This window comes from Mesorhizobium sp. ISC15 (genome assembly GCF_037162615.1).
Lineage (GTDB): Bacteria > Pseudomonadota > Alphaproteobacteria > Rhizobiales > Rhizobiaceae > Mesorhizobium > Mesorhizobium mediterraneum.
This window is the reverse complement of sequence record NZ_JAVSPX010000001.1, coordinates 2,177,482-2,203,050: the sequence shown is the minus strand read 5'-3', so window position 1 is coordinate 2,203,050 and position 25,569 is coordinate 2,177,482. Positions and strand designations below refer to the sequence as shown.

Annotated in this window: 20 protein-coding genes and 1 pseudogene; 11 read left to right on the top strand and 10 right to left on the bottom strand. The window is 62.5% G+C overall.

What is annotated here, in order from left to right; all coding sequences use genetic code 11:
- Nucleotides 1-27: 27 nt before the first annotated feature.
- The gene (locus tag RPG13_RS10715; protein WP_337125003.1) at nt 28-1,998 is read right to left on the bottom strand and encodes an acetoacetate--CoA ligase; all 1,971 of its coding nucleotides are present in this window, start codon (nt 1,996-1,998) and stop codon (nt 28-30) included.
- 182 nt (nt 1,999-2,180) lie between these two features.
- Here RPG13_RS10715 and RPG13_RS10710 point away from each other — a divergent pair, with 182 nt between their 5' ends.
- Nucleotides 2,181-4,031, top strand: coding sequence for an AsmA family protein (locus RPG13_RS10710; protein ID WP_095483550.1), 1,851 nt, complete (start codon nt 2,181-2,183; stop codon nt 4,029-4,031).
- Nucleotides 4,032-4,101: 70 nt separating this feature from the next.
- Here the strand turns inward: RPG13_RS10710 and RPG13_RS10705 are convergent, their stop codons facing one another.
- The 6 genes from RPG13_RS10705 to RPG13_RS10680 form a co-directional block, all read right to left on the bottom strand.
- On the bottom strand, nt 4,102-4,920 hold the full coding sequence (locus RPG13_RS10705; RefSeq protein WP_126103645.1) for an ABC transporter permease: 819 nt from the start codon (nt 4,918-4,920) through the stop codon (nt 4,102-4,104).
- The gene (locus tag RPG13_RS10700) at nt 4,917-5,891 is read right to left on the bottom strand and encodes an ABC transporter permease subunit (protein WP_337125002.1); all 975 of its coding nucleotides are present in this window, start codon (nt 5,889-5,891) and stop codon (nt 4,917-4,919) included. The genes RPG13_RS10705 and RPG13_RS10700 overlap by 4 nt, the downstream gene beginning before the upstream one ends.
- A gap of 9 nt (nt 5,892-5,900) precedes the next feature.
- A complete protein-coding gene (locus RPG13_RS10695; protein WP_095483547.1) occupies nt 5,901-7,040 on the bottom strand; it encodes an ABC transporter ATP-binding protein in 1,140 nt (379 codons plus the stop codon).
- 75 nt (nt 7,041-7,115) lie between these two features.
- Nucleotides 7,116-8,213, bottom strand: a complete 1,098-nt coding sequence (locus RPG13_RS10690) for a polyamine ABC transporter substrate-binding protein (RefSeq protein ID WP_095483546.1) — start codon at nt 8,211-8,213, stop codon at nt 7,116-7,118.
- Between the two features lie 358 nt (nt 8,214-8,571).
- A complete protein-coding gene (locus tag RPG13_RS10685; protein WP_095483545.1) occupies nt 8,572-9,513 on the bottom strand; it encodes a DMT family transporter in 942 nt (313 codons plus the stop codon).
- A gap of 148 nt (nt 9,514-9,661) precedes the next feature.
- Nucleotides 9,662-11,116 carry a helix-turn-helix domain-containing protein gene (locus tag RPG13_RS10680; RefSeq protein WP_337125001.1) on the bottom strand — a complete coding sequence of 485 codons (1,455 nt, stop codon included), beginning with the start codon at nt 11,114-11,116 and terminating at the stop codon, nt 9,662-9,664.
- Between the two features lie 245 nt (nt 11,117-11,361).
- Here RPG13_RS10680 and aceA point away from each other — a divergent pair, with 245 nt between their 5' ends.
- The 3 genes from aceA (at nt 11,362) to RPG13_RS10665 (ending at nt 13,659) form a co-directional block, all read left to right on the top strand.
- Nucleotides 11,362-12,651: an isocitrate lyase gene (aceA, locus tag RPG13_RS10675; protein ID WP_095483543.1), complete on the top strand. Its 1,290-nt coding sequence runs from the start codon at nt 11,362-11,364 to the stop codon at nt 12,649-12,651.
- A gap of 63 nt (nt 12,652-12,714) precedes the next feature.
- Entirely contained in the window at nt 12,715-12,957 is a 243-nt protein-coding gene (locus tag RPG13_RS10670; RefSeq protein ID WP_095483542.1) for an SMc00767 family acetate metabolism repressor, read from the top strand.
- Nucleotides 12,958-13,269: 312 nt separating this feature from the next.
- The gene (locus RPG13_RS10665) at nt 13,270-13,659 is read left to right on the top strand and encodes a response regulator (protein WP_245465510.1); all 390 of its coding nucleotides are present in this window, start codon (nt 13,270-13,272) and stop codon (nt 13,657-13,659) included.
- Between the two features lie 27 nt (nt 13,660-13,686).
- On the opposite strand, the gene RPG13_RS10660 is transcribed toward RPG13_RS10665, so the two are convergent.
- The gene (locus RPG13_RS10660) at nt 13,687-14,403 is read right to left on the bottom strand and encodes an HAD family hydrolase (protein WP_126103649.1); all 717 of its coding nucleotides are present in this window, start codon (nt 14,401-14,403) and stop codon (nt 13,687-13,689) included.
- A 148-nt stretch (nt 14,404-14,551) separates the two neighbouring features.
- Between RPG13_RS10660 and RPG13_RS10655 the strand changes: the two genes are divergently transcribed.
- The 4 genes and pseudogenes from RPG13_RS10655 to RPG13_RS10640 all read left to right on the top strand — a co-directional run bounded on the left by RPG13_RS10655 (nt 14,552) and on the right by RPG13_RS10640 (nt 18,863).
- The gene (locus RPG13_RS10655) at nt 14,552-15,988 is read left to right on the top strand and encodes a glutamine synthetase family protein (RefSeq protein WP_164547036.1); all 1,437 of its coding nucleotides are present in this window, start codon (nt 14,552-14,554) and stop codon (nt 15,986-15,988) included.
- Between the two features lie 29 nt (nt 15,989-16,017).
- Nucleotides 16,018-16,386, top strand: a pseudogene (locus RPG13_RS10650) (four helix bundle protein).
- A gap of 146 nt (nt 16,387-16,532) precedes the next feature.
- A complete protein-coding gene (locus tag RPG13_RS10645) occupies nt 16,533-17,819 on the top strand; it encodes an NAD(P)/FAD-dependent oxidoreductase (RefSeq protein WP_337125000.1) in 1,287 nt (428 codons plus the stop codon).
- A 216-nt stretch (nt 17,820-18,035) separates the two neighbouring features.
- Entirely contained in the window at nt 18,036-18,863 is an 828-nt protein-coding gene (locus tag RPG13_RS10640) for an SH3 domain-containing protein (RefSeq protein WP_164759002.1), read from the top strand.
- A 129-nt stretch (nt 18,864-18,992) separates the two neighbouring features.
- On the opposite strand, the gene RPG13_RS10635 is transcribed toward RPG13_RS10640, so the two are convergent.
- Nucleotides 18,993-20,294, bottom strand: a complete 1,302-nt coding sequence (locus RPG13_RS10635; RefSeq protein WP_127290413.1) for a Mur ligase family protein — start codon at nt 20,292-20,294, stop codon at nt 18,993-18,995.
- Between the two features lie 100 nt (nt 20,295-20,394).
- Nucleotides 20,395-21,141: an SDR family oxidoreductase gene (locus tag RPG13_RS10630; protein ID WP_126103654.1), complete on the bottom strand. Its 747-nt coding sequence runs from the start codon at nt 21,139-21,141 to the stop codon at nt 20,395-20,397.
- Nucleotides 21,142-21,447: 306 nt separating this feature from the next.
- Here RPG13_RS10630 and zwf point away from each other — a divergent pair, with 306 nt between their 5' ends.
- The 3 genes from zwf (at nt 21,448) to edd (ending at nt 25,532) form a co-directional block, all read left to right on the top strand.
- Nucleotides 21,448-22,917 carry a glucose-6-phosphate dehydrogenase gene (zwf, locus tag RPG13_RS10625; protein WP_095483534.1) on the top strand — a complete coding sequence of 490 codons (1,470 nt, stop codon included), beginning with the start codon at nt 21,448-21,450 and terminating at the stop codon, nt 22,915-22,917.
- Nucleotides 22,899-23,615, top strand: a complete 717-nt coding sequence (pgl, locus tag RPG13_RS10620) for a 6-phosphogluconolactonase (RefSeq protein ID WP_095483533.1) — start codon at nt 22,899-22,901, stop codon at nt 23,613-23,615. Before zwf ends, pgl begins: the two co-directional genes overlap by 19 nt.
- A gap of 72 nt (nt 23,616-23,687) precedes the next feature.
- Nucleotides 23,688-25,532, top strand: a complete 1,845-nt coding sequence (gene edd, locus RPG13_RS10615) for a phosphogluconate dehydratase (RefSeq protein WP_337124999.1) — start codon at nt 23,688-23,690, stop codon at nt 25,530-25,532.
- The last annotated feature ends 37 nt before the right edge of the window (nt 25,533-25,569 follow it).

The window sequence follows — 25,569 nt, the reverse complement described above, 5'->3', positions numbered from 1 at the left end:
GCCGAATGGCGGCGCCGCTCTGTTTGCTTAGTCGGCAAGCTGCGGCAAATCGCGGAACAGCTCGAGCGCTTCTGGATTGGCCAGCGCCTCCTTGTTCTTGACGGCGCGGCCATGCACCATGTCGCGCACCGCGAGTTCGGTGATCTTGCCCGATTTGGTGCGTGGGATGTCGGCGACGGCGACGATCCTGGCGGGAACGTGGCGCGGGCTCGCCCCGCTGCGGATTTTCGCCCGGATACGTTTTTCCAGCTCGGCGTCGAGCTCAACGCCGGCAGCCAGCCGCACGAACAGCACAACGCGCACGTCATTGTCGAAATCCTGGCCGATGCACAGCGCTTCCAGGATTTCCGGCATCTGCTCGACCTGATTGTAGATCTCCGCCGTGCCGATCCGCACACCGCCCGGATTGAGCGTCGCGTCGGAGCGACCATGGATGATCAGGCCGCCATGGGCGGTCCATTCGGCGAAGTCGCCGTGGCACCAGATATTGTCGAAGCGCTCGAAATAGGCTGCGTGGTATTTCTTGCCTTCGGGATCGTTCCAGAAACCGATTGGCATAGCAGGAAACGCCTTGGTGCAGACGAGCTCACCCTTCTCCTGCCTGAGCGGGCGGCCATCGTCATCCCAGACATCGACGGCGAGACCGAGACCGGGTCCCTGGATCTCTCCGGTCCACACCGGTTCCGTCGGCACGCCGAGCACGAAACAGGATACGATGTCGGTGCCGCCGGAGATCGAGGCGAGATGCACGTCGTGCTTAATGCCCTCATAGACGAAGCGAAAATCTTCCGGCGACAATGGCGAGCCGGTGGAGGAGATCGTGCGCACGGTGGAAAGATCATGCGTGCGGATCGGTTTGAGGCCGGCCTTGCGCACGGAATCGATGAATTTGGCCGAGGTGCCGAAATAGGTCATCTTCTCGGCGTCGGCAAAATCGAACAGCACATTGCCGTCGGGGTAGAAGGGCGAGCCATCATAAAGCAGAAGGGTTGCGCCCGACGCGAGGCCGGACACCAGCCAGTTCCACATCATCCAGCCGCAGGTGGTGAAATAGAAGAAGCGGTCGCCGTCGAGCAGGCCGGCATGAAGCCGCTCTTCCTTGACATGCTGGATCAGCGTTCCGCCGGCCGAATGGACGATGCATTTAGGGATGCCGGTCGTTCCGGAAGAAAACAGGATGTAGAGCGGATGCGCGAACGGCAACCGTTCGAAAGCGACCGCCTTGGCCGCGAAGGATGAGAGTGCCTCGTCCAGCGCCGCAGCCTTCTCGACGGTCGCCGCGACATCGCTCGAAGTGCCGAGATAGTCGACGATCAGGACCTTGCGGACGGTGGGAAGCTTTGCCGCAACGGCCGCGATCTTGTCGGCGACCTCGATCGCCTTGCCATTGTACCAATAGCCGTCGGGCGCGATGAAGACGACAGGCTCGATCTGGCCGAACCGGTCCAGCACGCCCTGTTCGCCGAAATCTGGAGAGCAGGACGACCAGACCGCGCCAATCGAGGCTGTCGCCAGCAGGGCGGCGACGGTCTCCGGCATGTTGGGCATCATGGCGGCGATGCGGTCGCCCTTTTTCACCCCAAGCGACAGGAAAAGCTGCTGCAGCCGCGAGGTCAGCGCATGCAGCTCATTCCAGGAGAGCCGGCGCTCGACCTTGTCCTCGCCGCGAAAGACGATAGCGTCACTGGGGCCGGTCTTCTTCAGGAGGTTCTCGGCGAAGTTCAGCTTCGCGTCGGGAAAAAACGCGGCGCCGGGCATCTTATCGCCATCGACGAGCACGCGCTCGCCCCCGCTGGTGCCCTTGTCGCCCACGATCCCGCAAAAATCCCAGACCAGGCTCCAGAATGCCTCGCGATCGTCGATCGACCAGCGGTGTAGATCGGCATAGGATGAAAAAACCTTGCCGGTTCCAGCCGCGGCGGCCGTCTTAAAGGCGGTCATCGGCGCCGCGTCGACCTGGTCTTTCGTCGGTGCCCAGAGCGGTGCTTCGCCAGCCATGATCAATCCTCCCGCGGTCACCGTCGCTTATGCATATCGCAGGTCAGCAGAGCAAGATTTTGTTCGGCCGAGCGATGTGGATGTGCGCAAATGCCATCGCTGGGCCATAAAGACTTGAAATGCGTCAGCCGTGGGTTACACCCGTCGGGCGATTTTGTCGGAACGGAAGCATACGGGGCGACATGTCATCATCTTTGATCCGGCGCGGAATATGGGCGATCGGCGTTGCCGTGCTCGTCATCGCGCTGGCCGTCGCCGCGCTGCCGCTCGTCGCCTCGACCCGCATCGTGCGCGATCGCATCGCCTGGGAAATGAGTGCGTGGAGCGGTTTCAGGGTCACCATTGACGGCGCGCCGCGGATCGAGGTCTGGCCGAATTTTCGAGCCATCCTGGCCGACGTGACGCTCTCGCAGTGGACAGAGACCGACGCGCCGCCTGTGATCGAAGCCGAACGGGTCGAGGTCAATCTCTCGGCCATGGCGGCATTGCGTGGCGACGTGGTGTTCTCGACGGCGCGGCTGATCCGGCCGACGATCAGGGTTCAACGCGCAGCAAATGGGCTTTTCCTGCCCGCCTTGCCGTCGGGCGGGCGCATCACGCGTTCCATCGACACCGCTCGCGCCGTGGTCAGCGCCAATCCAGCCAAGCCGGACTTGAGCAAGCTGCCGGCAGATCCGTTCGGCACCGTGGAGTTCAGGAACGGCCGCGTGGTGACCTCCGTCGATGGCAAGGACACTGAGATACTGAGCAGCCTGAGCGGACAGGCGAACTGGGCCGCAATGAACAGCAATGCGACGCTGTCGGCGACCGGGATCTGGCGCGGCGAAAGCGTCGCCGTGGACGCCGCTTCGTCGAACCCGCTGGTGCTGTTTGGGGGCGGTGCTGCGCCGATGACGCTTTCCTTCAAGGCGGCCCCTGCCAGTTTTTCGTTCGACGGCGTGGCCAGCATGTCCGAGAACGCCTATTTCGACGGCCAGGCGAAATTTGCCGCGCCCTCGCTCAGGCGCGTGCTCGAATGGTCGCGGGCCGGCATCGCGCCGGGCGCGGCAATCGGCTCGGTTTCCGTTTCCAGCAAGGTCACCGCGACCTCCGGCCGCATTAAACTCGAAAACACCGAGATCGCTCTGGACGACAATCCAGGGATGGGTGCGCTGGACTTCTCCTTTGGCGAGGCGCGGCCGGTGATCGCCGGCACGCTCGCCTTCGACACGCTCGACTTGCGATCGTTTCTCTCCGCCTTCACACCCTTGGCGCCTGCGGACGGCGCTGGTCCCGGCGAAATCGACATAAGCGTCGCCGACCGGATCGATCTCGATCTCAGGTTGTCGGCAGCGCAGGCCACCGCAGGCACCATCCAGCTTGCCGACGTCGCCGCCACCGCCCAGGTCAAGGACGGTCTTGCCGTCTTCGATATTTCCGATGCATCGGCCTTTGGCGGCAACATCCAGAGCAGTCTTCGTTTCGACCGCAAGCCGGGGGGCACGCAGGTCGAGATCAGGCTGCTCGCCTCCGATGTCGATGGCGGCGCTTTTGGCACCGCAGCCGGAATGACGCGGCTGGTGCCGATCGGCAGGGGAACCGTTTCGGTCATCCTCAAGGGCCCGGGCAGAACCTGGGATTCCATTTTCGAAAACGCCGACGGCTCGGTTTCGGCGAAATTCGGCCAGGGCGCCTTGAGCCGGCTCGACCTGCCGGCGTTTCTCAAGCACAACGAACAGGGCGGGTTCTTCGCGCTCGACGATGTCTCCGACGGAACGCTGCCGATCGACGGGGCCGAACTCAAGGCGAGCATTTCGAACGGTGTGGCGAGGATCGACAAGGCCGAAGCGAATTCGGCGAAGTACAAGGTCTGGCTTTCCGGCATCGCCTCCTACGCCGGGCGCGGGCTGGCGCTGTCCGGCGGCATCATTCAGGCGGACCAGCCAGCCACGCAGACAAACAACCAGGGTCCCAACCAATCTTCGTTCTTCGTCGGCGGAACGTGGAGCACGCCGTTCATTTCGCCGATAAGCCGCGGGGTTTCCGGAGAATAGGCAACGAGGCTGCTGCGGTCGTCGTCGGAAGTGCGTCCTGCCGGCTTTTTCTGGGTTGCCGCTTCTTTCGTCACCCCCGCTGAGCGGCCTGCTCGTCGCGCTGGCGCTGCACCTCGCGACGCTTGTTGGCGAGCGAGGCGATGATGACCCCAACCGCCACGACCGCGATCAGGATGGTGCAGGCGGCGTTGATCTCCGGCGTCACACCGAGACGAACCTGGCTGTAGATCTTCATCGGCAGCGTGGTGGCGCCAGGCCCTGAGGTGAAGCTGGCGATGACCAGATCGTCGAGTGACAATGTGAACGCCAGCATCCAGCCCGACACGATCGCAGGCATGATGACGGGCAGAGTGATCTGAAAGAAGGTCTTCACCGGCGGCGCGCCAAGATCCATCGCGGCTTCTTCCAGCGAGCGGTCGAAGGTGACCAGGCGCGACTGCACGACGACGGCGACGAAGCACATCGTCAGGGTGATGTGGGCAAGCGTGACGGTGAGGAAGCCGCGGTCGAGACCGACGGCGACGAAGAGCAGCAGCAGCGACAGGCCGGTGATGACTTCCGGCATGACCAGCGGCGCAAAGACCATGCCGGAAAACAGCATCCGGCCCTTGAAGCGCGTGTAGCGTGTCAAGGTGAGAGCCGCCAGTGTGCCGAGCACGGTTGCCACGGTGGCCGAGATGACGGCGACGCGGGCCGTTACCCAGGTGGCGTCCATGAGGCCCTGGTTGTGGAACAGCGCGACGTACCATTTGGTCGAGAAACCGCCCCAGACGGTGACCAGTTTCGACTCGTTGAAGGAGAAGACGATGAGCAGGACAATCGGCAGGTAAAGAAAGGCAAAGCCCAGCACGATCGAGGTGATGTTGAAACGGCTCCAGGTCGGGTTCATTTGTCTTGTTCCTGGGCGCGGGCCTGCGCCCGCTGGAAGAGCATGATCGGCACGATCAGCAGCAACAGCAGGATGACCGCGACCGCCGACGACACCGGCCAGTCGCGATTGGCGAAGAACTCGTTCCACAGCGTCTTGCCGATCATCAGCGTCTGCGATCCGCCGAGCAGGTCGGGAATGACGAACTCGCCGACGGCGGGGATGAACACCAGGAGGCAGCCGGCGATGACGCCGGGCACCGACAGCGGAAAGGTGATCTTCCAGAACGCGCTGGTCGGCGGGCAGCCAAGATCCTTGGCCGCTTCGATCAGCGAGTAATCCATCTTTTCCAAGGACGAATAGAGCGGCAGCACCATGAACGGCAGATAGGAATAGACGATGCCGATGAAGATCGCCGTGTAGGTGTTGAGGACGATGAGCGGCTGGCTGATGACGCCGGTGGCGAGCAGCAGCTGATTGAGCAGCCCCTCGGGCTTGAGAATGCCGATCCAGGCGTAGACGCGGATCAGGAACGAGGTCCAGAAGGGCAGGATCACCAGCATCAGCAAAGTCGGACGAAGCGTCGCCGGCGCGCGGGCCATGCCATAGGCGATCGGGTAGCCCACAAGCAATGTCAGCACCGTCGAGATGGCGGCGACGATGACACTCGTCACATAGGCATTGAAGTACAGCGCATCTTGCGTCAGCCATGTGTAGTTCTCGATGCTGAGCTGTTTCAGCTGGGCGAGAAAACCGGAAAGGCCGTCGCCGAAGTCAAGCACCGGCGTGTAGGGCGGTATGGCGATTGCCGTCTGCGACAGCGAAATCTTGAAGACGATGACGAAGGGAATGAGGAAGAAGAACACCAGCCAGAGATACGGGATGATGATGACGAGACGGCCAATGAAGGCGGCACTCAATCTGGCCAAGGCGGATTTGCCAGCATCGGTGGCCTGAGAGGTTGCTGCGGCGGTGACAGCGGCATTCGACATGACCGTCCCCTATCGCGTCAGCACAACGCCGGCGTCCGGCCGGAACGACACCCAGGCACGGTCGTTCCAGCTCAGCGGATCCTCGGTGATGCGGGCCGCGTTCATCGTGCTTGCCCGCACCACGTGGCCGTCGTCGAGCCTGACGTGATAGACGGTCATGTCGCCGAGATAGGCGATATCGTAGACCTCGCCTTCGATGGCGTTGACGGCTCCGGCCGGCTTCTTCGACGATATCTTGATCTTCTCCGGCCTGATCGCGAAAGCGACGGCCGCGCCGGTGGCGGCATCGCCGGCATTCTCGGTCCGGATGGTGATGCCGTTGCCGGCGTCGATGCTTGCCGCGCCGGCCTCGCCACGCGCGATCTTGCCTTCGAACATGTTGACGTTGCCGACAAACCCAGCGACGAAGCGGGAACCCGGCGCCTCGTAGACCTCCGCCGGCGTCGCCACCTGCATCACCTCGCCCTTGTCGATGATGGCAATGCGGTCGGCCATGGTCATCGCCTCTTCCTGGTCGTGGGTGACGACGACGAAGGTGAGGCCGAGTGACTGCTGCAGATCCATCAGCTCGAACTGTGTTTCCTCGCGCAGCTTCTTGTCCAGCGCGCCAAGCGGCTCGTCGAGCAGAAGCACCTTCGGCCTTTTGGCGACCGAGCGGGCAAGCGCGACGCGCTGGCGCTGGCCGCCGGACAATTGGTGCGGCTTGCGCTTGGCAAACTGCTCGAGCTTGACCAGCTTCAGCATCTCTCCAACGCGCGCCGCGATCTCGGGCTTCGGCATGCCGTCCTGCTTGAGGCCGAAAGCGATGTTGTTCTCGACCGTCATATGCGGGAACAACGCGTAGGACTGGAACATCATATTGACCGGCCGCCGGTATGGCGGGATGCCGCGCAGATCCTGGCCATCGAGCAGAATGCGGCCGGCGGTCGGCTCCTCGAAGCCGGCGAGCATCCGCAGAAGCGTCGATTTTCCGCAACCCGACGCCCCGAGCAGGGCAAAGAACTCGCGCTCGAATATGGTCAGCGACAAATTATTGACGGCGGTGAAGTCACCGAACTTCTTGGTGACCTTGTCGAACTGGATGTATGGCTTGGCGTTCGGATCGTTCCATGGCGCGAAATCCCTGCGGATGCTGCCAAGCGATTTCATGTCCCACTCCGTCCTGGTTCTATCCCCAAAAAAGATTTGACCCCGGCACGCTGTGCCGGGGTCCTTGATCGTCTCTTATTGCCCGGTGACGATCCTGGTCCAGGTGCGGGTGACCACGCGCTGGGTCTTGGAATCGTAAGGGGAGATGGTGAACAGCTTCGCCAGCGTCGCCTCGTCCGGGTAGATCGCCGGGTCCTCGAGTATCTCCTTGCTGATGAACTGCTGCGATGCCTTGTTGCCGTTGGCGTAGAAGACATAGTTGCTCGACTTGGCGATCACTTCCGGCTTCATCATGTAGTTCAGGAATTCATGCGCCTCGGCGACATGCGGCGCATCGGCCGGGATTGCCATCTGGTCGAACCACATTTCGGCACCTTCCTTCGGCACGGAATAGCTGATCTCGACGCCATGGTTGGCCTCGGTCGCACGGTCGCGCGCCTGGAACACGTCGCCCGACCAGCCAACTGCCAGGCAGATGTCGCCATTGGCCAGTGCGTTGATATATTCCGACGAGTGGAACTTGCGGATGTAAGGCCTGATCTTAAGCATCAGTTCTTCCGCCTTGGCGAAATCGTCCAGCGACGTGGTCTCGGGATCGATGCCCAGATATTTGAAGGCGTTTGGGAGGATGTCGCTCGGGGAGTCGAGGACATAGACGCCGCAATCCTTCAGCTTGGCCAGTTTTTCCGGATTGAAGAACACGTCCCAGCTGTCGATCTTGTCGGTCCCGAGCGCTTCCTGCACTTTCTTGACGTTATAGCCGAGGCCGACCGTGCCCCACATGTAGTTGATCGAATATTCGTTGCCCGGATCGTACTTGGCTGTGCGCTCCGAGACGATGTCCCACATGTTGGAAATGTTGGGCAGCTTCGACTTGTCGAGCTTCTGGAACACACTTGCCTGGATCTGGCGTGCGAGGAAATTGGCGGTCGGCACGACAACGTCGTAGCCGCTGCCGCCGGCAAGCAGTTTCGTCTCCAGGAGCTCATTGGAATCGAACGTGTCGTAGGTGACCTTGATGCCCGTTTCCTTGGTGAAATCCTCGATAATCGAGCTGTCGATGTAATCCGACCAGTTATAGACGTTGACGACACGGTCCTGGGCATGAGCGCCGAGGGTGAAAAGCGTCAGAAATGCCGAGGTCGCCGAAAGCCAGAACGCTTTGCGGGTCATTGAGTCTCTCCTTTGATGAGTGTTCCATCGCCAGCTCGTCGCGGGGCTGCGCGGCTGGACATTTGCTTCAGATTATTGGGCTTTCCGGCAAGCGACAAGCACGAACCGCCGACACCTTGATGGTTCGATGTGCAGCGGCCAAGGCTCCCGTTCCCATGTCGTGATCCGGATGGCGTTCTGGCGCCGTCAGAGGCTCTCGCCACGACGCGGGCAGGGATACGACGATGTTGTCCGGTCTCGATCGGGCCGGAGGGGAGACTTGGCAAGATACGCCTGTCTTGTTGTTGCCGTATTGGCAGCCTGCCCGCGCGGCTGCGGCGTTGTCAATGGCTCATCTCGCTTTGGCGCGTGCGCTGCATCAATTAGGCGACGGCATGCCGGTGACACCCGGCCGCACGGGCCGCGCCTGACGCTTGAATTCGAGGCCGATATGGACGAGCAGCGCCGTGACCACCACCGCGCCGCCTACGATGGTGCGTCCCGACGGCACCTCGGAATGGATGAGCCAGACCCAGATCGGGCCGAGGATCGGCTCGAAGGTGCCGAGGAGTGCCGCGACCGCCGCCGGAACAAGCCGGGCGCCGGTGGCGAAGAAGGCAAGGCCGAGACCCAGATTGACCACGCCGAACGCAAACAGGAAGCCCATGTCGCTGCTGGAAACGCCGAATTGCGATGCCTGGGACGCCGCGAATGCGGCGGCAAGCATCGTGCCGAGGCAGGTCGCTGGCGTCATGCGCACATGGGCAAAGCGCCGCGTGATGACGGTGGCGATCGAAAACATCACCGCGATGAGCAGCGCCAAGCCGTCGCCGATGGGCGACACGGCGCCATCGAGCGATTCCGATACCATGATGGCAACGCCGGCAATGACGGCTGCAATCGCTACCCAGGTCGCCATGCCGACCCGTTCGCGAAACAGCACCCACGCAAACAGCGCCGCCAGCAGCGGCACGCCGGCCTGCATCAAAAGGATGTTGGCGACGGTGGTGTAGGCAAGCGCCACGACAAAGCAAGTCGATGCAGTGGCGAAGCAGAACGCCACGGCAAGGCCGGGCAGGCCCATGCCGCGGAACAGCTTCACCGTGCCGTGCCAGCCGTCGCGCCAGATCATGAAGCAGACCAGGAAGGCGGCGGCCCAGACCGAGCGCCAGAACACCACCGTCCAGCTGTCGCCCGCTTCGATGAAGCGGGCGATGGCGCCGCCGAAACTCCACATCAGCGCCGACAGAAATATCAACAGGAAGCCGACGCGCTCCTCGCGCGGCGAGACTGCAATCGGTGATGATGCGGTATCGGTCATTGGCGCGACTGTCGACGATTTCAGGGCGGCACGATGCGCAACGGACGACAAGAGCGTGCTTCATTCGCGTAGCGCAAAGGCAGCAGCGGAGCGTGGTCCACCGGGCGGCGACGGTTGTGGCAAAGGCGGCAGTCGGTTGTCTGGGGCCTCACTGGAAATCGAAGGCGCTCAGCCCGGTCACCATTTCGTCGAGGCCGAGCGGGCGCGTCACCGGCGGCTCGGCGCGGGCGAGGCAGCCGATGCGCTCACACAGCCGGCAGGCCGGGCCTATCGGTGTGGCCGGATTGATGCCCTGTCCGGCTTTTCCTGTCGTTGCGGCGGCTGGCCCCGGCAGTGCCGTGCCGTAGACGATCTCGTCACGAAAGCCGATGTCGCAGCCGAGCAGAAGCGCGGTACGGCGCGGGCGCTCCGAAAACGAGCCTTGCGGCCCTTCGAGCGTGCGGGCGACGCAGAGGAACTCGGCGCCATCGGGCATTTCCACCGCCTCGACGAAGACCTGGCCGGGCTGGGTAAAGGCGGCATGCACGGGGAGCTTCGGACAGCCGCCGCCGAAGCGGCTCTGGGGAAAACCCTGGCTGCCCGCCTTACGGAAGCGGTTGCCGGCACTGTCGACCTCGAGCATGAAGAACGGGACGCCCGGCGTGCCCGGCCGCTGCAGCATGGTCAGGCGGTTCGCCGCCTGCTCGAAGGAGACGCCGAAGCGCGAGCGCAGCACGTCGATGTCGTACCGCGCGCGGGTCGCGGCCGCATGGAAGGACTGGTAGGGCATCATCAGCGCGTGGGCGGCGTAGCGGCCAAGCTCGAAGCGGGCGAGCCGGCGGGCCTCATCCGTGGTCAGCTTCAGCGCCTGGATCTCGCCTGCCACCGCGACCGTCATGCGGATCAGGCAGGCCTCCATCGCCACCTCGCGCAACTGGTCGAACGGCGACAGGCGCTCGGACAGAAACAGACGCTGCGAGTGGCGGTCGTAACGGCGGCGCCAGTTCGGCATGGTGGCGACCGGCAGCACCTTGACCACGATGCCGTATTCGCGCTTTAGCCAGGCCTTGAGCGCACCGAGCAGATCGTCGCCGGGATCGAGCACCGACGTGAATGCCTCGGCCTCCTCTTCGAGCGCGGCAAAATGGTTCGGCCGGCGCTCGAAAATCTCGTGCACCTCGTCAATCGGCAAGCGGGCGCCGGAGAGTGCCGTCGCTTTGCCCTCACGCGCGAGAAGCTCGTTGAGGTCGGAAAGGCGCTCGGCCTGCTCGCGATAGGCGCGAAACAGTTTTATCACCGCGGCGGAAGCGTTGGGCGCTGCCTCGGCAAGCTCGATCAGCTCCTGGTCACCAGGCAATTCGCCGACCAGCAGCGGGTCTGAAAACACTTCCTTCAGGGCGGCGACCGACCCCCTCGCCTCGCCCTGCAATTCATGCGGGTCGACCTTGTAGACAGATGCCAGCTTTAGGATCAGCTGGACCGTCAGCGGCCGTTGGTTACGCTCGATGAGATTGAGATAGGACGGCGAGATGCCGAGCCCTTCGGCCATCGCCGTCTGGGTCAGGCCCTTGGCGCTGCGGATACGGCGGATGCGCGGCCCGGCGAAGATCTTTTGATCGGCCACTCGACTGTCCTTGACAGAAATTTACATTGCTTCTGCACGGCGATGTCACGCCGGTCTTTACAATCATAACAAATTTACAGCGCCTGGCTGTCAAACGCAACACAGGTTTTCTCTTATTCCTCAGCCAAATCTACGGTTTCTCTCGCCTGTTTCGCGCCGAAATGTAAATGCTGTCACACCAAAACGGCGCGAAATCTGCATGAGGCGGCGTTCTCTATCCCAGTAACGATTATCCGGAGCGACCAATGACCGATTTTTACAACCTCGTCCCCTCGGCGCCGGAAGGCCGCTTCGACGGCATCGAGCGGCCCTATTCGCCAGACGATGTGAAGCGACTGCGCGGTTCGGTCCAGATCCGGCAGAGCCTCGCCGAAATGGGCGCCAACCGGCTTTGGCAGCTCATCCACGAGGAGGACTTTGTCAACGCGCTCGGCGCCATGTCGGGCAACCAGGCGATGCAGCAGGTCCGGGCCGGGCTGAAGGCGATCTACCTGTCTGGATGGCAGGTCGCCGCCGACGCCAACACCGCCTCCGCCATGTATCCGGACCAGTCGCTTTATCCCGCCAATGCCGCGCCCGAACTGGTCAAGCGCATCAACCGCACGCTGCAGCGTGCGGACCAGATCGAGACCTCCGAAGGCAAGGGGCTTTCGGTCGACACCTGGTTCGCGCCTGTTGTCGCCGATGCGGAAGCCGGTTTCGGCGGGCCGCTCAATGCCTTCGAGATCATGAAAGCCTTCATCGAGGCGGGTGCCGCCGGCGTCCACTACGAGGACCAACTGGCGTCGGAAAAGAAATGCGGCCATCTCGGCGGCAAGGTGCTGATCCCGACCGCCGCACACATCCGCAACCTCAACGCCGCGCGGCTTGCTGCCGACGTCATGGGCACGCCGACGCTGGTCGTCGCGCGCACCGATGCGGAAGCGGCAAAGCTGCTCACCTCCGACATCGACGAGCGCGACCAGCCCTTCGTCGACTATGGCGCCGGCCGCACGGTGGAGGGCTTCTATCAAGTCAGGAACGGCATCGAGCCTTGCATTGCGCGGGCCGTCGCCTACGCGCCCTACGCCGACCTGATCTGGTGCGAGACCTCCAAGCCCGATCTGGCGCAGGCCAAGAAGTTCGCCGAGGGCGTGCACAGGCATCATCCCGGCAAACTTCTCGCCTATAATTGCTCGCCGTCGTTCAACTGGAAGAAAAACCTCGACGACGCCACGATCGCCAAGTTCCAGAGGGAGCTCGGCGCCATGGGCTACAAGTTCCAGTTCATCACGCTGGCCGGCTTCCACCAGCTCAATTTCGGCATGTTCGAACTCGCCCGCGGCTACAAGGCGCGGCAGATGGCGGCTTATTCCGAGTTGCAGGAGGCTGAATTCGCGGCGGAAGCCCACGGCTACACCGCGACCAAGCACCAGCGCGAAGTCGGCACCGGCTATTTCGACGCCGTGTCGATGGCGATCACCGGTGGCCGGTCTTCAACCACGGCCATGCATGAATCGACCGAGCACGCCCAGTTCAAACCGGCGGCGGAATAGCAGGAACGCAACGAACAGAGGAACGCCCCCGAAGGGGTATAAATACGCAGAAGGAGAAGACCAATGGCATCGATAAGCCGCGTCAAGGAACGGGCCGAAGAACAGGCCACCACCATGAGCGTCGACCAGCAAGCAACCATCCGCATGCTTGCGAACGACCTGCACAGGCTCAACCAGTCGGTGATGAAGGCGGTCGAGGCCGGTGTGTCGGTTGAGCTCGTGCGCTCGGCACGGCACCATGGCGGCGACGGCAACTGGGGCGATCTGCTGATCCCGGTGATCGTCACGCAGCGGAGCCACGGCTGACCGAAGTCCAAGCAAAGCCTATTGTGGATCCGGAATCACCTGCGCAGTCTCTGCGCAGGTGATTTGCGTTTGCACGGCCAGTTTGCATACGGGCAAAAAACAGAACTTGCTTTAAATTTTAACGTTTCTTGCGATATTCTCGATGTTCGCCATTTCAGCTTGACATAGGCAGCGATCTCACGGCAATTGTCTCTAAAGTTTCAACCCTGCATTGAAACCAGTCGAGTGCCCGCCCCGCTCATGCGCCCCGTGAATCGCGATACCAAGACTGTAAACCACCTGAGTTTGGTGAGCCGGAATGTGGATCCCGAGATGCTCACGGATTTCACCCGCGTGCTCGTCGTCGGAAAGTCGCCGGTCAACCGGGTGGTGGTTTCGAAAATCGTCGAACGATCCGGGCTCAAGCCGATCTCGGAATCGCCCGAGACGGCAGCAACGACGTTGCGATCGCTCATTCCCGGAGCTGTCGTCCTCGACGGCGGCGCGGACAACAAGGACTGCGACGCGCTGATGTCGGGTATCGACGCGCTGCGACGCACTTCTGGCAAGTCGCTCCCCTCGGTGATCCTGCTTTCGACCAAGAACGGCACACCAGAGAGCCTCGGTCTGTCGAGCGTCGTCGATGCGGTGGTCGTCAAACCGATCACGACCGAACGACTGCAGCCGGTGATCGACCGCCTGGTCGAACTCGGACGTAACTAGCCAGCACCCGGCCCGACGCCATGACGATCAGCCGGCTTTCCCGATGTTTTCGATCAGCCGGGGCAGTTCCGAGAGATCGGCTATCTGGCGGAAGCGAGGCGCGGTGACCGGCGGCTCGACATGTTCCAGCACCCAGGTCAATTCATGCGGCACGTGGATGCCCCAACTGCCCGCCTCGATGGCCGGCACCACATCCGACTTGAGCGAATTGCCGACCATCATGCTTTTTTCCGCGCCATCACCATGGCGGCCGAAGATCCTGGTATAAGTGGCAGGGCTCTTGTCGCTGACGATCTCGACGGCGTCGAACAGGTCGCCAAGGCCCGATTGCGCCAGCTTGCGCTCCTGATCGAAGAGGTCGCCCTTGGTGATCAGCACCAGGCGATATGCGCTCGCCAGCTTTTCCACGGTTTCGCGCGCATGGGGCAGCGGCTCGATCGGATGGCCGAGCATCTCGCGGCCTGCGGCAAGAATTTCGGCGATGACCGAGGCTGGCGCCCGGCCCCCGGTAATCTCGATCGCCGTTTCGATCATCGACAGGGTAAACCCCTTGATGCCGAAGCCGTAGACGGCGAGGTTGCGCTTCTCCGCCTCCAACAATCTTGCCGAGATGTGCCCCTCCTCGGCATGATCGGCGAGCAGCGCGGCAAAGCGCCTCTCGGTGATGCGGAAGAACTGCTCGTTCTGCCAGAGCGTATCGTCGGCATCGAAGCCGATAGTGGTCAATTCATGATTGTTCTGCATTCGACGTCTTCACCGAGGTCATTTAATTTGCGTCGAACCTAAGCTGCTCGGAGCGGTTTTCAACTGCCAGACGAACGCAGGGCCGGCTCCCCTTCCCTTCCATCACCGCCCACGGCTATACTCCAAAATCCGCAACCCAATCTGGTGAATGATGCCGCCTGCAAAAAAGGAAGTCCGTCCGTCGAGCCGCGGAGGACGTATCCGCACGCCTGCCTTCGTGAAAAATCAGCGCGGCGTGAAGAACTGGAAGGAAGTCAGCGCCTGGCTGGAGTGGCGCGGCATCGAGGATATCGAGTGCATCACGCCCGATCAGGCGGGTGTTGCGCGCGGCAAGATGATGCCGTCGAAGAAATTCACCTCAAACACCTCGCTGGCGCTGCCCTCGGCGGTGTTCATGACGACGATCTCCGGCGGCTATCCGGAGGACGGCAACGGCTTCCACTATCCGGAGGACGACGGTGACCTCAAGCTGATGCCGGATCTTTCGACACTGACCGTGGTGCCGTGGGAAGAGGACCCTACGGCGGCGGTCATCTGCGACCTCGTCCACCAGGACGGCCGCTCGGTCGAGTTCACGCCGCGCAACGTGCTGAAGCGCGTGCTTGCAGCTTACGACAAGCGCGGGCTGAAGCCGGTGGTGGCGCCCGAGATCGAGTTCTACCTCGTGCGCAAGAATCCCGATCCGGACTACCCGCTGACGCCGCCGGTCGGGCGTTCGGGACGAGCGATCGGCGGCGGCGCCGGCTATTCGATCGCCGGCGTCAACGAGTTCGACGAACTGATCGACGACATCTATCATTTCTCCGAAAGCCAGGGCCTGGAAATCGATACGCTGATCCACGAGGAAGGCGCCGGCCAGCTCGAGATCAATCTGCGCCATGGCGATCCGATCGAGCTCGCCGACCAGGTGTTCATGTTCAAGCGCACCATCCGCGAGGCAGCGCTGAAGCACGATATCTATGCTACCTTCATGGCCAAGCCGATCCAGGGGCAGCCTGGGTCGGCCATGCATATCCACCAGTCGATCATCGACAAGAAAACTGGCAGGAATGTCTTTTCTGCCGAGGACGGCTCGGAAACCGAGGCCTTCTTTCATTTCATCGGCGGCATGCAGAAACACGTGCCGAACGCGCTGGTGATGTTTGCGCCCTATGTCAATTCCTACCGCCGGCTGACCCAGTCGGCTTCGGCGCCGGTCAACAACAAATGGGGCTACGACAACCGCACCACCGCCTTCCGCGTTCCGCGTTCCGACCCGGCGGCCAGGCGCGTCGAGAACCGCATCCCCTCTTCCGACGCCAATCCCTATCTGGCGCTGGCCGCATCGCTCGCCTGCGGGCTGATCGGCATGACCAACAAGATCAAGGCCGAGCCGCCTGTCCTCACCACCGCCAACGATGCCGAGATCGACCTGCCGCGCAGCCTGCTCGAAGCCGTCGACCTATTGGAAGCCGACGAGGAACTCTGCGCGCTGCTCGGCAAGTCGTTTGCCGCGACCTATGCGGCGATCAAGCGGGCGGAATTCGAGACCTTCATGGAAGTGATCAGCCCGTGGGAGCGGGAGTATCTGCTGCTAAATGTTTAGGGGAGTAGGGGAATAGGGGAGTAGGGGAAATGGCTGAGAAAACGGGTTCCTACAAGGATCTAATTGTTTGGCAGCAGGCAATGGACCTTGCGGTGGCGGTTTACGGCGCGACGAAATCCTGGCCGAAAGAGTAACTTTATGGACTGACCAGCCAAGTGCGGCGCGCCGCAAGCTCGGTGCCGGCGAACATAGCGGAAGGCTATGGCAGAGAGGTCCGAGGCTCCTATCAACAATTTCTCCGTATTGCTCAAGGATCACTGAAAGAACTAGAAACTCAGCTTATGATCGCTGAGCGTATCGGTATCGCACCGAATGCGACGGCGGCTTCATTGTTGGCGAGCACCGAAAGTGTGGGAAAGCTTCTTCGACTTCTAATCCGCAAACTGTCAGCCGAATAGCTTCCCTACTGCCCTACTGCCCTACTGCCCTACTGCCCTACTGCCCTACTGCCCTACTGCCCTACTGCCCTACTGCCCTACTGCCCTACTGCCCTACTGCCCTACTGCCCTACTGCCCTACTCCCCTACTCCCCTACTCGGTCATCATGCCCTACCAATCCCCAATCTCCCCCGGCCGCTCCTGGTACGAGGACACGGCCGGCCCACGGCCCGAATATCCGGCGCTCGACGGCGATCGGACATGCGATGTCGTCATCGTCGGCGGCGGCTTCACCGGCCTGTCGGCGGCGGCGCACCTCGCCAAGGCCGGCAGCAATGTCGTGCTGATCGAAGCGCATCGTTTCGGCGACGGCGCATCGGGCCGCAATGGCGGCCAGCTCGGCACCGGCCAGCGCGCCTGGGCCGAGGAACTGGAAGCGGAATACGGCTTTTCCCGTGCCAAGGCGCTGTTCGACCTGGCCGAAGAGGCCAAGGCGCATCTCCTCGAATTCGCCGCCGTCAACAAGATCGAGATCGACTACATGCCCGGCCAGATGTCGGTGGCGCACAAGCAGCGCTATGTCGACGACTATAAGGCGCATGCCGAGATCATGGCGAACCGCTTCGGCTATCCGCACATCACCTTCATGGACGCGAGGGAGACGGCGGAGCGGTTGGGCTCGACGCGCTACTTCGGCGGCACCCGTGACACCGGCACAGGGCACATCCATCCGCTGAAGCTGGCGATCGGCACGGCAAAGGTGGCGGCGCAGGCGGGCGCGCAGCTGTTCGAGCAGACGCCGGCGACCGGCATCGCGTCCCTTGGCGGCAAGGTGAAAGTGACGACGCCGAAAGGCACGATATCGGCCGAGAAATGTCTGATCGGCGTCAACGCCCATGGCGGCACGCTCGAGCCGATCAGTGCCGCGCACATCATGCCGATCGGCTCCTTCATCGGCGCGACGGTGCCGCTCGGGGCCGACACAAAAGTGCTGCCGGGCGGTGAGGCGGTCGATGATTCCCGCTTCGTCGTGCGCTACTTCCGCAAATCGACGGATGGGCGGCTGCTGTTCGGCGGGCGCGAGATCTACGCCGTCAACGATCCGAAAGACATCCATGTCCACATCCGCCGGCAGATCGCCGAGCTTTACCCTGACCTCAGGGATGTCGAGATCTCCCATGGCTGGGGCGGCTATGTCGGCATCACGATGCCGAGAAAACCCTTTGTGCGCGAGGTGATGCCCAATGTGATCTCGGTGGGCGGCTATTCCGGCCACGGCGTCATGCTGTCGAACTTTTTCGGCAAGCTCTATGCCGAAACCGTTGCCGGCAACCGGGACCGGCTGAGGCTGATAGAGGATCTAAAAATCCCGGCCTTTCCCGGTGGCCGTCGCTTCCGCGCACCCCTGCTCTTTCTTGCGCTCAATTGGTATGCCTTGAGGGACCGGATCTAACCACAGGTTACACCGGATCTAACCACAGGTTGCAGAATCCCTCGCGAACATGCAGAATCCCGTGCAAGGGCGCAGTGATGCCACAATCGCAGGCAAAAGATGAGGGCCGTGGGCAGTTAAACGGGGGAATTTGCGGGCCTGCCCGCTTTTGGTTTTGGGACCGATCTAACGCCGGTTTTCCGATTGAACGTCGGCCCGCAAATGGAGGTTGCAAGAGTGAGAGAGCCCTTCAGTTTCGGCGCGCCGGAACGACGGCGCTTTGCGATGCAGTTTGGCTACGACATGAGGCCCAGGTTTTGGCAGAAAGTCCGGTCGAACTTGCATCTGGTAATCGCCGCGCTTGGCACAGCAGCGCTGCTTGGCGTGGCCGCGGTGGCGCTATGGCTGGCATTGCCGGCCAATGAGAGACAAGCTGTCGCGAGCCCCGAGCAGATCGTTCCAAGCGTTCCGGTAAAAACGACGAAGATCGTGCCGGCTGCTGCCTCGACGGTCGCCGCGGTGCAGCCGGCCACGGGCAAGGCCGATGCGGTTTCGCCGGCGGTGGTTGCGGCTGAGGCCGAGATACCGGCGCTGGCGCCCAATGATCCTCGCTGGACAGGATCGAGGCAGAAGACCGCATCCGGCCAGATGGCGGGCCAAGTCGAACCAACGGCAGACAAGCCGTCCACTGCGGCGGCATTCGCCGATCCGGCAGCGAAAAACAAAGCCGCAGCATTGCTTGCCAAAGTCGCGGCTCCCAACAAGACGGCGCCGGACGGTGCGCAAACCGCCGCCATTCCCACTGCTAAGCCGCAATTGCCGGCGGCGACGCAGAACGATGGCACCCAAGCCAAGGTCGAGGCCAAGAAAGTGAGCGCGGCAGACACCGGACGCATACTAAGGGCCGTCACCATGCGCACCGGACCGAAGAAGAATGCGGCCCCCATAGTCACCGTTCCCGCCAAGACCTCGGTTCAGGTGATGGGCTGCAAGAAATGGTGCCAGATCGTCTACAACGGCAAACGCGGCTGGATCTACAAGAGCTTTATCAAGACTGGCGCTTAGAGCGGTTCATCGTTTTACGAAACGCCGAACCGCTCTATCTCTTTGTTTTTGCGCAATTCCGGACGGAAAACCGTTTCACACTTTTCCTGGAATTGCTCTAGGGCTGGTCGGGTTCAGATGGCTTCCGTACTATGGTTGGCGGCCGAGCAGACGCCGAAAGCGTTGCCATCGTCTGGCATGCCTGCGTTCCCTGACATGGCTGCGATGCTCTTCGAACGGCACTTCGAACAGACCGCACGTATCGCAGCCTTCCCGCTTGCCGCAGACGGGAACCCAGCATTTGACGTCGTGCTTCCAGGCCAGCGCGATCCTCTCTAGGTGAAGACGGGACGAGCTCTTGAGTAAAATGAGCTCACCGGCGACGGCCGTCCGCTTGATGTGGTCCGAGACCTCCTTGGGCATACGCAATTCGTGAAAGCGGCCGGCGTCACGATCGTCTTGCCCGGCTCCCGAGCGATGCGCATTGTCGCCGACATAGATGACCTGGTCTGCGATTTCCCGCGCGGTCTTGTAGGCGTAATGGTACTTTCTGGTCGAGCCTGCATAGTCTGAAATCTGCCCCAGAACGATGCGCTTCCGCTCGACAGTGGCCTTGGCCATCATGTCGAACGCAAGATTGATCGAATGCCAGGGCGACTTGGCGGCGTCGACGATGAATTGCGGACCGCCATTGGTGACGAGCACCTGGCATCGATTTGGCAGCGGCTGAAATGTCGCCACCCTTGCCGCCACTTTTTCGGGAGGAACGCCAAGCTCCAGCGCTACGCTGACTGCTGCGGCGGTCGGCAGCCAAAAATGTTCGGCTGGGAACGGCGTCTTCAGCTCTAGCACGCCGCCACGCCAATGGACGGCCAGCTCCAGCCTATCCGGATAGGCGGCATGGACATTAGTCACGCGGTAGTCGGCCTGTTCCGACAGGCCGAAAGTGACGACGCGATGCGGAGTGGCGGAAGCCATGCCGATCACATGGGGATCATCCGCATTGAGCAGAGCGAAGCCGCCCGGCTGCAGCGCATCGACCAATGCGCGCTTTTCCCCGGCGACGTTCTCCAGGGTCCTGAAAGCTGTAAAATGTTCGAGGCGCACCATGGTGACCACAGCCACATGCGGCTGCAACATATCCGCCATCGGCTTGAGCGTATCGGGCCCATGGGCTCCGGCTTCGAAAACGACGTAGTCGACCTCACCATCAGTCTTCATGCGCTTGTAAAGTGTGCTTACCAGCGACTTGATCGTGTTGGCGAGAACCTGTGCATAGACTGAGCCATGGCTGGCCAGTATGTGTCCGAGCAAACTAGCTGCCGTCGACTTACCCGAACTGCCAGTAATGCCGATGAAAGTCGCGCTGCTTTTTGCCCGAGCGCGTCTTGCTTTATAGACTCTGAGACGTTGCCCCAGGTCTTCGCGAACTTTCCGCAATCTAGCGTTCATCGCGCCACCAAACCCCCACCCTATTGCCGTCTTATGCCTTTCGCTGGATGGTCAAGTCAATTGAAGCCAGGCAAGTTGAAGCCCGATATGGCCGGACGGCTCAGATGCAACGTCCACCATCGACCTCCAACGCCACGCCGGTGATGAAAGCCGCCTCGTCCGACGCCAGCCAGAGCGCCGCGTTGGCTATGTCGAGCGGCGTCGAAAGCCGGCCAAGCGGGATCGACGCGCGAAATTTCTCGCGGATTTCCGGCGTGTCGGCGCCCATGAATTTTCCCAGCATGCCGGTCTCGCCGGCGACCGGACACAGGCAGTTGACGCGGATGTTCTTGGGCGCGAGCTCCACCGCCATCGACTTGGTCGCGGTGATCGCCCAGCCCTTCGACGCGTTGTACCAGGTAAGGCCGGGCCGCGGCCTGATGCCGGCCGTCGAGGCCGTGGTCAGGATGACGCCGCCGCCCTGCCGATCCATGATCGGCACGACCGCCAGAGCGGCGTGGTAGATCGCCTTCATGTTGACAGCCGTGATCAGGTCGAAGGTCGTCTCGTCGACATCCAGCATGTCGCCGTTGCGATGGGTGTAGCCGGCATTGTTGACCATGATGTCGATGCGGCCGAAGGCACTCTTTGCCGCATGGACCATCTCGTCGAACTCGGAACGCAACGAGACGTCGGTCTGGGTCCAGATCGCCGCGCGGCCGATCTCGTTGGCGACGCGTTCGGCGCCCTTGGCGTTGAGGTCGGCGACAACGACGCTCGCGCCCTCTTCGGCAAAACGCTTGGCCATGCCTTCGCCGAAACCTGACGCGGCACCGGTGATGATGGCAACTTTGTTTTCCAGGCGCATGGTTTTCTCACTCATGATTGAAGACGATGGCTCGGCCAACCGCCGGCGATGGCGGCCGAAAGATCAATATACTCTCGATTTCTCCTTTGGCTTTCAGCTCGGTCCCGCTTTATGCTGCATCTGCGAAGGCCTCCCGGAACCACCTCGCCGACAAGCGTCCGGGTTGCGCCAGTGTCAAGGGCACACATCAGGACCAATCGGCAAAGGCCGATTGGCCTTGGAGTGTGACGCCGTGGCACTGGAAAATCTAAATCGATTAGATTATATCAGCCGCGTCACAGCGACCGGCGTCAAAGCGGACAGACCATGACCAGCCAGATCATTCCCGTCGACCCTTTCGACTTCATCATTTTCGGCGGCACCGGCGATCTGTCGGAACGCAAGCTTTTGCCGTCGCTCTACCATCGCCAGCGCGACCATCAGTTTTCCGAACCGACGCGCATCATCGGCACGTCGCGCTCGAAAATGACCGACGAGGAATTTCGGGATTTCGCCAGGCAGGCGATTTCCGACCATGTGAGACCGGCCGATATCGACGCCGCGGAGCTGAAGACGTTCCTTGCCCGGCTTTCCTACGTCTCGGCCGATGCGACCACTGGCGCGGGCTTCGACAAATTGAAGAAGGCGATCGGCGAAAGCGAATGCATCCGCGCCTTCTACCTGGCAGTCGCGCCGGCGCTGTTCGGCGACATCTCGCACAAGCTGAAAGAGAACGGGCTGATCACGCCGAACTCGCGCATCGTGCTGGAGAAACCGATCGGGCGCGATCTCGCCTCGGCGCGCGCGCTCAACGATCTGGTCGGCGATGATTTCCATGAAAGCCAGATCTTCCGCATCGACCACTATCTCGGCAAGGAGACGGTGCAGAATCTGATGGCGCTGCGCTTTGCCAACGCGCTCTACGAGCCGCTGTGGAATTCCGCCAATGTCGACCATGTCCAGATCACCGTCGCCGAGACGGTCGGCCTCGAGGATCGCGTCACCTATTACGACAAGGCCGGCGCGTTGCGCGACATGGTGCAGAACCACATGCTGCAGCTTCTCTGTCTCGTCGCCATGGAGGCACCGTCGTCGATGGATGCCGATGCCGTGCGCGACGAAAAGCTGAAAGTGTTGCGCGCGCTGAAACGCATCAACGGCAACGAAGCGCCCAAGCACACGGTGCGCGGGCAGTACCGTGCCGGGGCCTCGGCCGGCGGGCCGGTGAAAGGCTATGTCGAGGAGCTCGGCAAGAACAGCAACACCGAGACATTCGTTGCGCTCAAGGCCGAAATCGGCAACTGGCGCTGGGCTGGCGTGCCGTTCTACCTCAGGACGGGCAAGCGGCTGGCGACCCGCGTCTCGGAGATCGTCATCGAATTCAAGCCGATCCCGCACTCGATCTTCGGCGACAGCGCCGGACCGATCTCCGCCAACCAGCTGGTCATCAGGCTGCAGCCCGACGAAGGTGTCAAGCAGTTCATCATGATCAAGGATCCGGGGCCGGGCGGCATGCGGCTGCGCCAGATCCCGCTCGACATGAGCTTCGCGCAATCCTTCGACGGCCGCGCGCCCGATGCCTATGAGCGCCTGATCATGGATGTGATCCGCGGCAACCAGACGCTGTTCATGCGCCGCGACGAGGTCGAGGCGGCGTGGAAATGGATCGACCCGATCCAGGATGCCTGGGAAAGCGGAAGGCAAGAGGCACAGGGCTACACGGCCGGCACATGGGGCCCCTCGGCCTCGATTGCGCTGATCGAACGCGACGGGCGGACATGGCACGAGAGCAATTGAACAGCGCCGCCTACAACTGGCACGCGTTTGCCGGACGCCAGGACCTGGCGGCAGCACTTGCCGGCCACGTCGCAGGCCGCCTGACCAATGCAATCGCTGAGCGCGGCACAGGGCTGCTCGCTGTTTCCGGCGGCACGACGCCGGCGAGATTTTTCGCATCGCTTTCGAATATCCCGATCGCCTGGAACAAGGTGACGGTGACGCTGGTCGACGAGCGTTGCGTGCCGGCCTCCTCTCCGCGCTCCAACGCCGGGCTGGTCGCCGCTAATCTCTTGCAAAACGCGGCTGCAGCCGCACGTTTCGTGCCGCTCTACGAAGAGGTAGCAAGCGTTGGCGATACGTCGGAGTCCGATAGCAGGATGTTGCGGTCGCTGCCCTGGCCGCTCGATGTAGTCGTGCTTGGCATGGGAACCGATGGCCATACCGCATCGTTCTTTCCTGACGCCGACAATCTGGAAAAACTGCTCGATCCGTCCTCGGAAAGGGTCGTGCTCCCGGTTCACGCGGCAAGCGCCGACGAGCCGCGCCTGACGCTGTCGCTGGCGCGGATCGTCGAAGCCGGCTTCATCGCACTGCATATCGAGGGCGAGGACAAGCGCAAGACATTCGAGAGCGCGATGGCATCGGCAACACAAAAGCCCATTCGCGCCGTGCTCGACGCAGCCGAGAGGCCCGTAGAGGTTTTCTGGGCACCCTGATTTCAACTTGCCGAGGGTCCCGGCAGATAGCCGGAAGGTGTTTGCGGGACCTCGCCTGAAAGGACCGACGTCATGACCGCGAGACGCGACATCGAAGCCATCACCGAGCGCATCCGCCAACGCTCCAGACCTGGTCGCGAGGCCTATCTCGGCCGCATCGCCGAGGCCTCGAACCGCACTGCCAACCGGGCCGTGCTTTCCTGCGGCAACCTCGCCCATGGCTTTGCCGTCTGCAGCCCTTCGGAGAAGGTGGCACTTGGCGGCGACCGAGTGCCGAACCTCGGCATCATCACCTCCTATAACGACATGCTGTCGGCGCATCAGCCTTTCGAGACCTTTCCGGCGCTGATCAAGGACGCGGCGCGCGAGGCCGGCGGCATTGCCCAAGTCGCCGGCGGCGTGCCGGCGATGTGCGACGGCGTCACGCAGGGCCAGCCCGGCATGGAGCTGTCGCTGTTCTCGCGCGACGTGATCGCCATGGCCGCGGCGATCGGCCTGTCGCACAACATGTTCGACGCGGCCGTCTATCTCGGCGTCTGCGACAAGATCGTGCCGGGGCTGGTAATCGCAGCCCTGACTTTCGGCCATCTGCCGGCGGTGTTCATCCCAGCCGGGCCGATGACGACGGGCCTGCCCAATGACGAGAAGGCCAAAGTGCGCCAGCTCTATGCCGAAGGCAAGGCAGGAAGGGAAGAACTGCTCGAGGCCGAGTCCAAATCCTATCACGGACCAGGAACCTGCACCTTCTACGGCACGGCGAACTCCAACCAGATGCTGATGGAGATCATGGGCCTGCACACGCCGGGCGCCTCCTTCGTCAACCCCGGCACGCCGTTGCGCGACGCGCTGACCCGAGAGGCGACGAAGCGGGCGCTGGCGATCACCGCGCTCGGCAACGCCTACACGCCGGTCGGCCGGATGATCGACGAGCGCTCGATCGTCAACGGCATCGTCGGCCTGCACGCCACCGGCGGATCGACCAATCACACCATCCATCTGCTCGCCATGGCGGCCGCGGCCGGCATCGCCATCACCTGGCAGGATATTTCGGACCTTTCGGAAGCCGTGCCGCTGCTGGCGCGGGTCTATCCGAACGGCCTTGCCGACGTGAACCATTTCCATGCGGCCGGCGGGCTCGGCTTCCTGATCCGCGAACTGCTCGACGAAGGCATCCTGCATGAGGACGTCCAGACGGTCTGGGGCGAAGGGCTGCGTCCTTATGCGGTCGAAGCAAAGCTCGGCGCCGATGGCGGCGTGGTGCGCGAGGCCTCACCCCGCGAAAGCGGCGACGAGAAGGTGCTGGCGCCGTTCAAGAAGGCGTTCCAGCCGACGGGCGGACTGAAAATGCTCTCGGGCAATCTCGGCCACGCCGTCATCAAGACTTCCGCCGTGAAACCGGAGCGGCGCATCATCGAGGCGCCGGCGAAGGTTTTCGACAGCCAGCAAGGGCTCAACGAGGCGTTCAAGGCAGGCACATTGACAGGCGATTTCATCGCCGTCATCCGCTTCCAGGGGCCGAAAGCCAATGGCATGCCGGAGCTGCACAGGCTGACCACCGTGCTTGGCGTCCTGCAGGATCGCGGCCAGCATGTGGCGCTGGTCACTGACGGGCGCATGTCGGGCGCGAGCGGCAAGGTGCCGGCGGCCATCCACGTGACGCCGGAAGCGGTCGAGGACGGGCCGATCGCCAGGATCCATGAGGGCGATATCATCAGGCTCGACGCCGAGGCCGGAACGCTGGAAGTGCTGGTGCCGGCCGGCGATTTCGCACTGCGACGGGCGGCGGACAGCGATCTTATCGCCAATGAATTCGGCTTCGGCCGCGAGCTTTTCGCTGGGTTCCGGCAAATGGTCGGCCGTGCCGATCACGGCGCCAGCGCCTTCGGAAACAACGTGGCGGAACTCGCACTGCAGTGAAAAAAGGGCGGCGCAATGCCGTGGCTGGCGGGCCGCC

Coding starts and splice junctions, on each gene's coding strand:
- RPG13_RS10715 (WP_337125003.1), bottom strand. CDS start 1,998: ATGGCTGGCGAAGCACCGCTCTGGGCACCGACGAAAGACCAGGTCGAC.
- RPG13_RS10710 (WP_095483550.1), top strand. CDS start 2,181: ATGTCATCATCTTTGATCCGGCGCGGAATATGGGCGATCGGCGTTGCC.
- RPG13_RS10705 (WP_126103645.1), bottom strand. CDS start 4,920: ATGAACCCGACCTGGAGCCGTTTCAACATCACCTCGATCGTGCTGGGC.
- RPG13_RS10700 (WP_337125002.1), bottom strand. CDS start 5,891: ATGTCGAATGCCGCTGTCACCGCCGCAGCAACCTCTCAGGCCACCGAT.
- RPG13_RS10695 (WP_095483547.1), bottom strand. CDS start 7,040: ATGAAATCGCTTGGCAGCATCCGCAGGGATTTCGCGCCATGGAACGAT.
- RPG13_RS10690 (WP_095483546.1), bottom strand. CDS start 8,213: ATGACCCGCAAAGCGTTCTGGCTTTCGGCGACCTCGGCATTTCTGACG.
- RPG13_RS10685 (WP_095483545.1), bottom strand. CDS start 9,513: ATGACCGATACCGCATCATCACCGATTGCAGTCTCGCCGCGCGAGGAG.
- aceA (WP_095483543.1), top strand. CDS start 11,362: ATGACCGATTTTTACAACCTCGTCCCCTCGGCGCCGGAAGGCCGCTTC.
- RPG13_RS10670 (WP_095483542.1), top strand. CDS start 12,715: ATGGCATCGATAAGCCGCGTCAAGGAACGGGCCGAAGAACAGGCCACC.
- RPG13_RS10665 (WP_245465510.1), top strand. CDS start 13,270: ATGCTCACGGATTTCACCCGCGTGCTCGTCGTCGGAAAGTCGCCGGTC.
- RPG13_RS10660 (WP_126103649.1), bottom strand. CDS start 14,403: ATGCAGAACAATCATGAATTGACCACTATCGGCTTCGATGCCGACGAT.
- RPG13_RS10655 (WP_164547036.1), top strand. CDS start 14,552: ATGATGCCGCCTGCAAAAAAGGAAGTCCGTCCGTCGAGCCGCGGAGGA.
- RPG13_RS10645 (WP_337125000.1), top strand. CDS start 16,533: ATGCCCTACCAATCCCCAATCTCCCCCGGCCGCTCCTGGTACGAGGAC.
- RPG13_RS10635 (WP_127290413.1), bottom strand. CDS start 20,294: ATGAACGCTAGATTGCGGAAAGTTCGCGAAGACCTGGGGCAACGTCTC.
- RPG13_RS10630 (WP_126103654.1), bottom strand. CDS start 21,141: ATGCGCCTGGAAAACAAAGTTGCCATCATCACCGGTGCCGCGTCAGGT.
- zwf (WP_095483534.1), top strand. CDS start 21,448: ATGACCAGCCAGATCATTCCCGTCGACCCTTTCGACTTCATCATTTTC.
- pgl (WP_095483533.1), top strand. CDS start 22,899: ATGGCACGAGAGCAATTGAACAGCGCCGCCTACAACTGGCACGCGTTT.
- edd (WP_337124999.1), top strand. CDS start 23,688: ATGACCGCGAGACGCGACATCGAAGCCATCACCGAGCGCATCCGCCAA.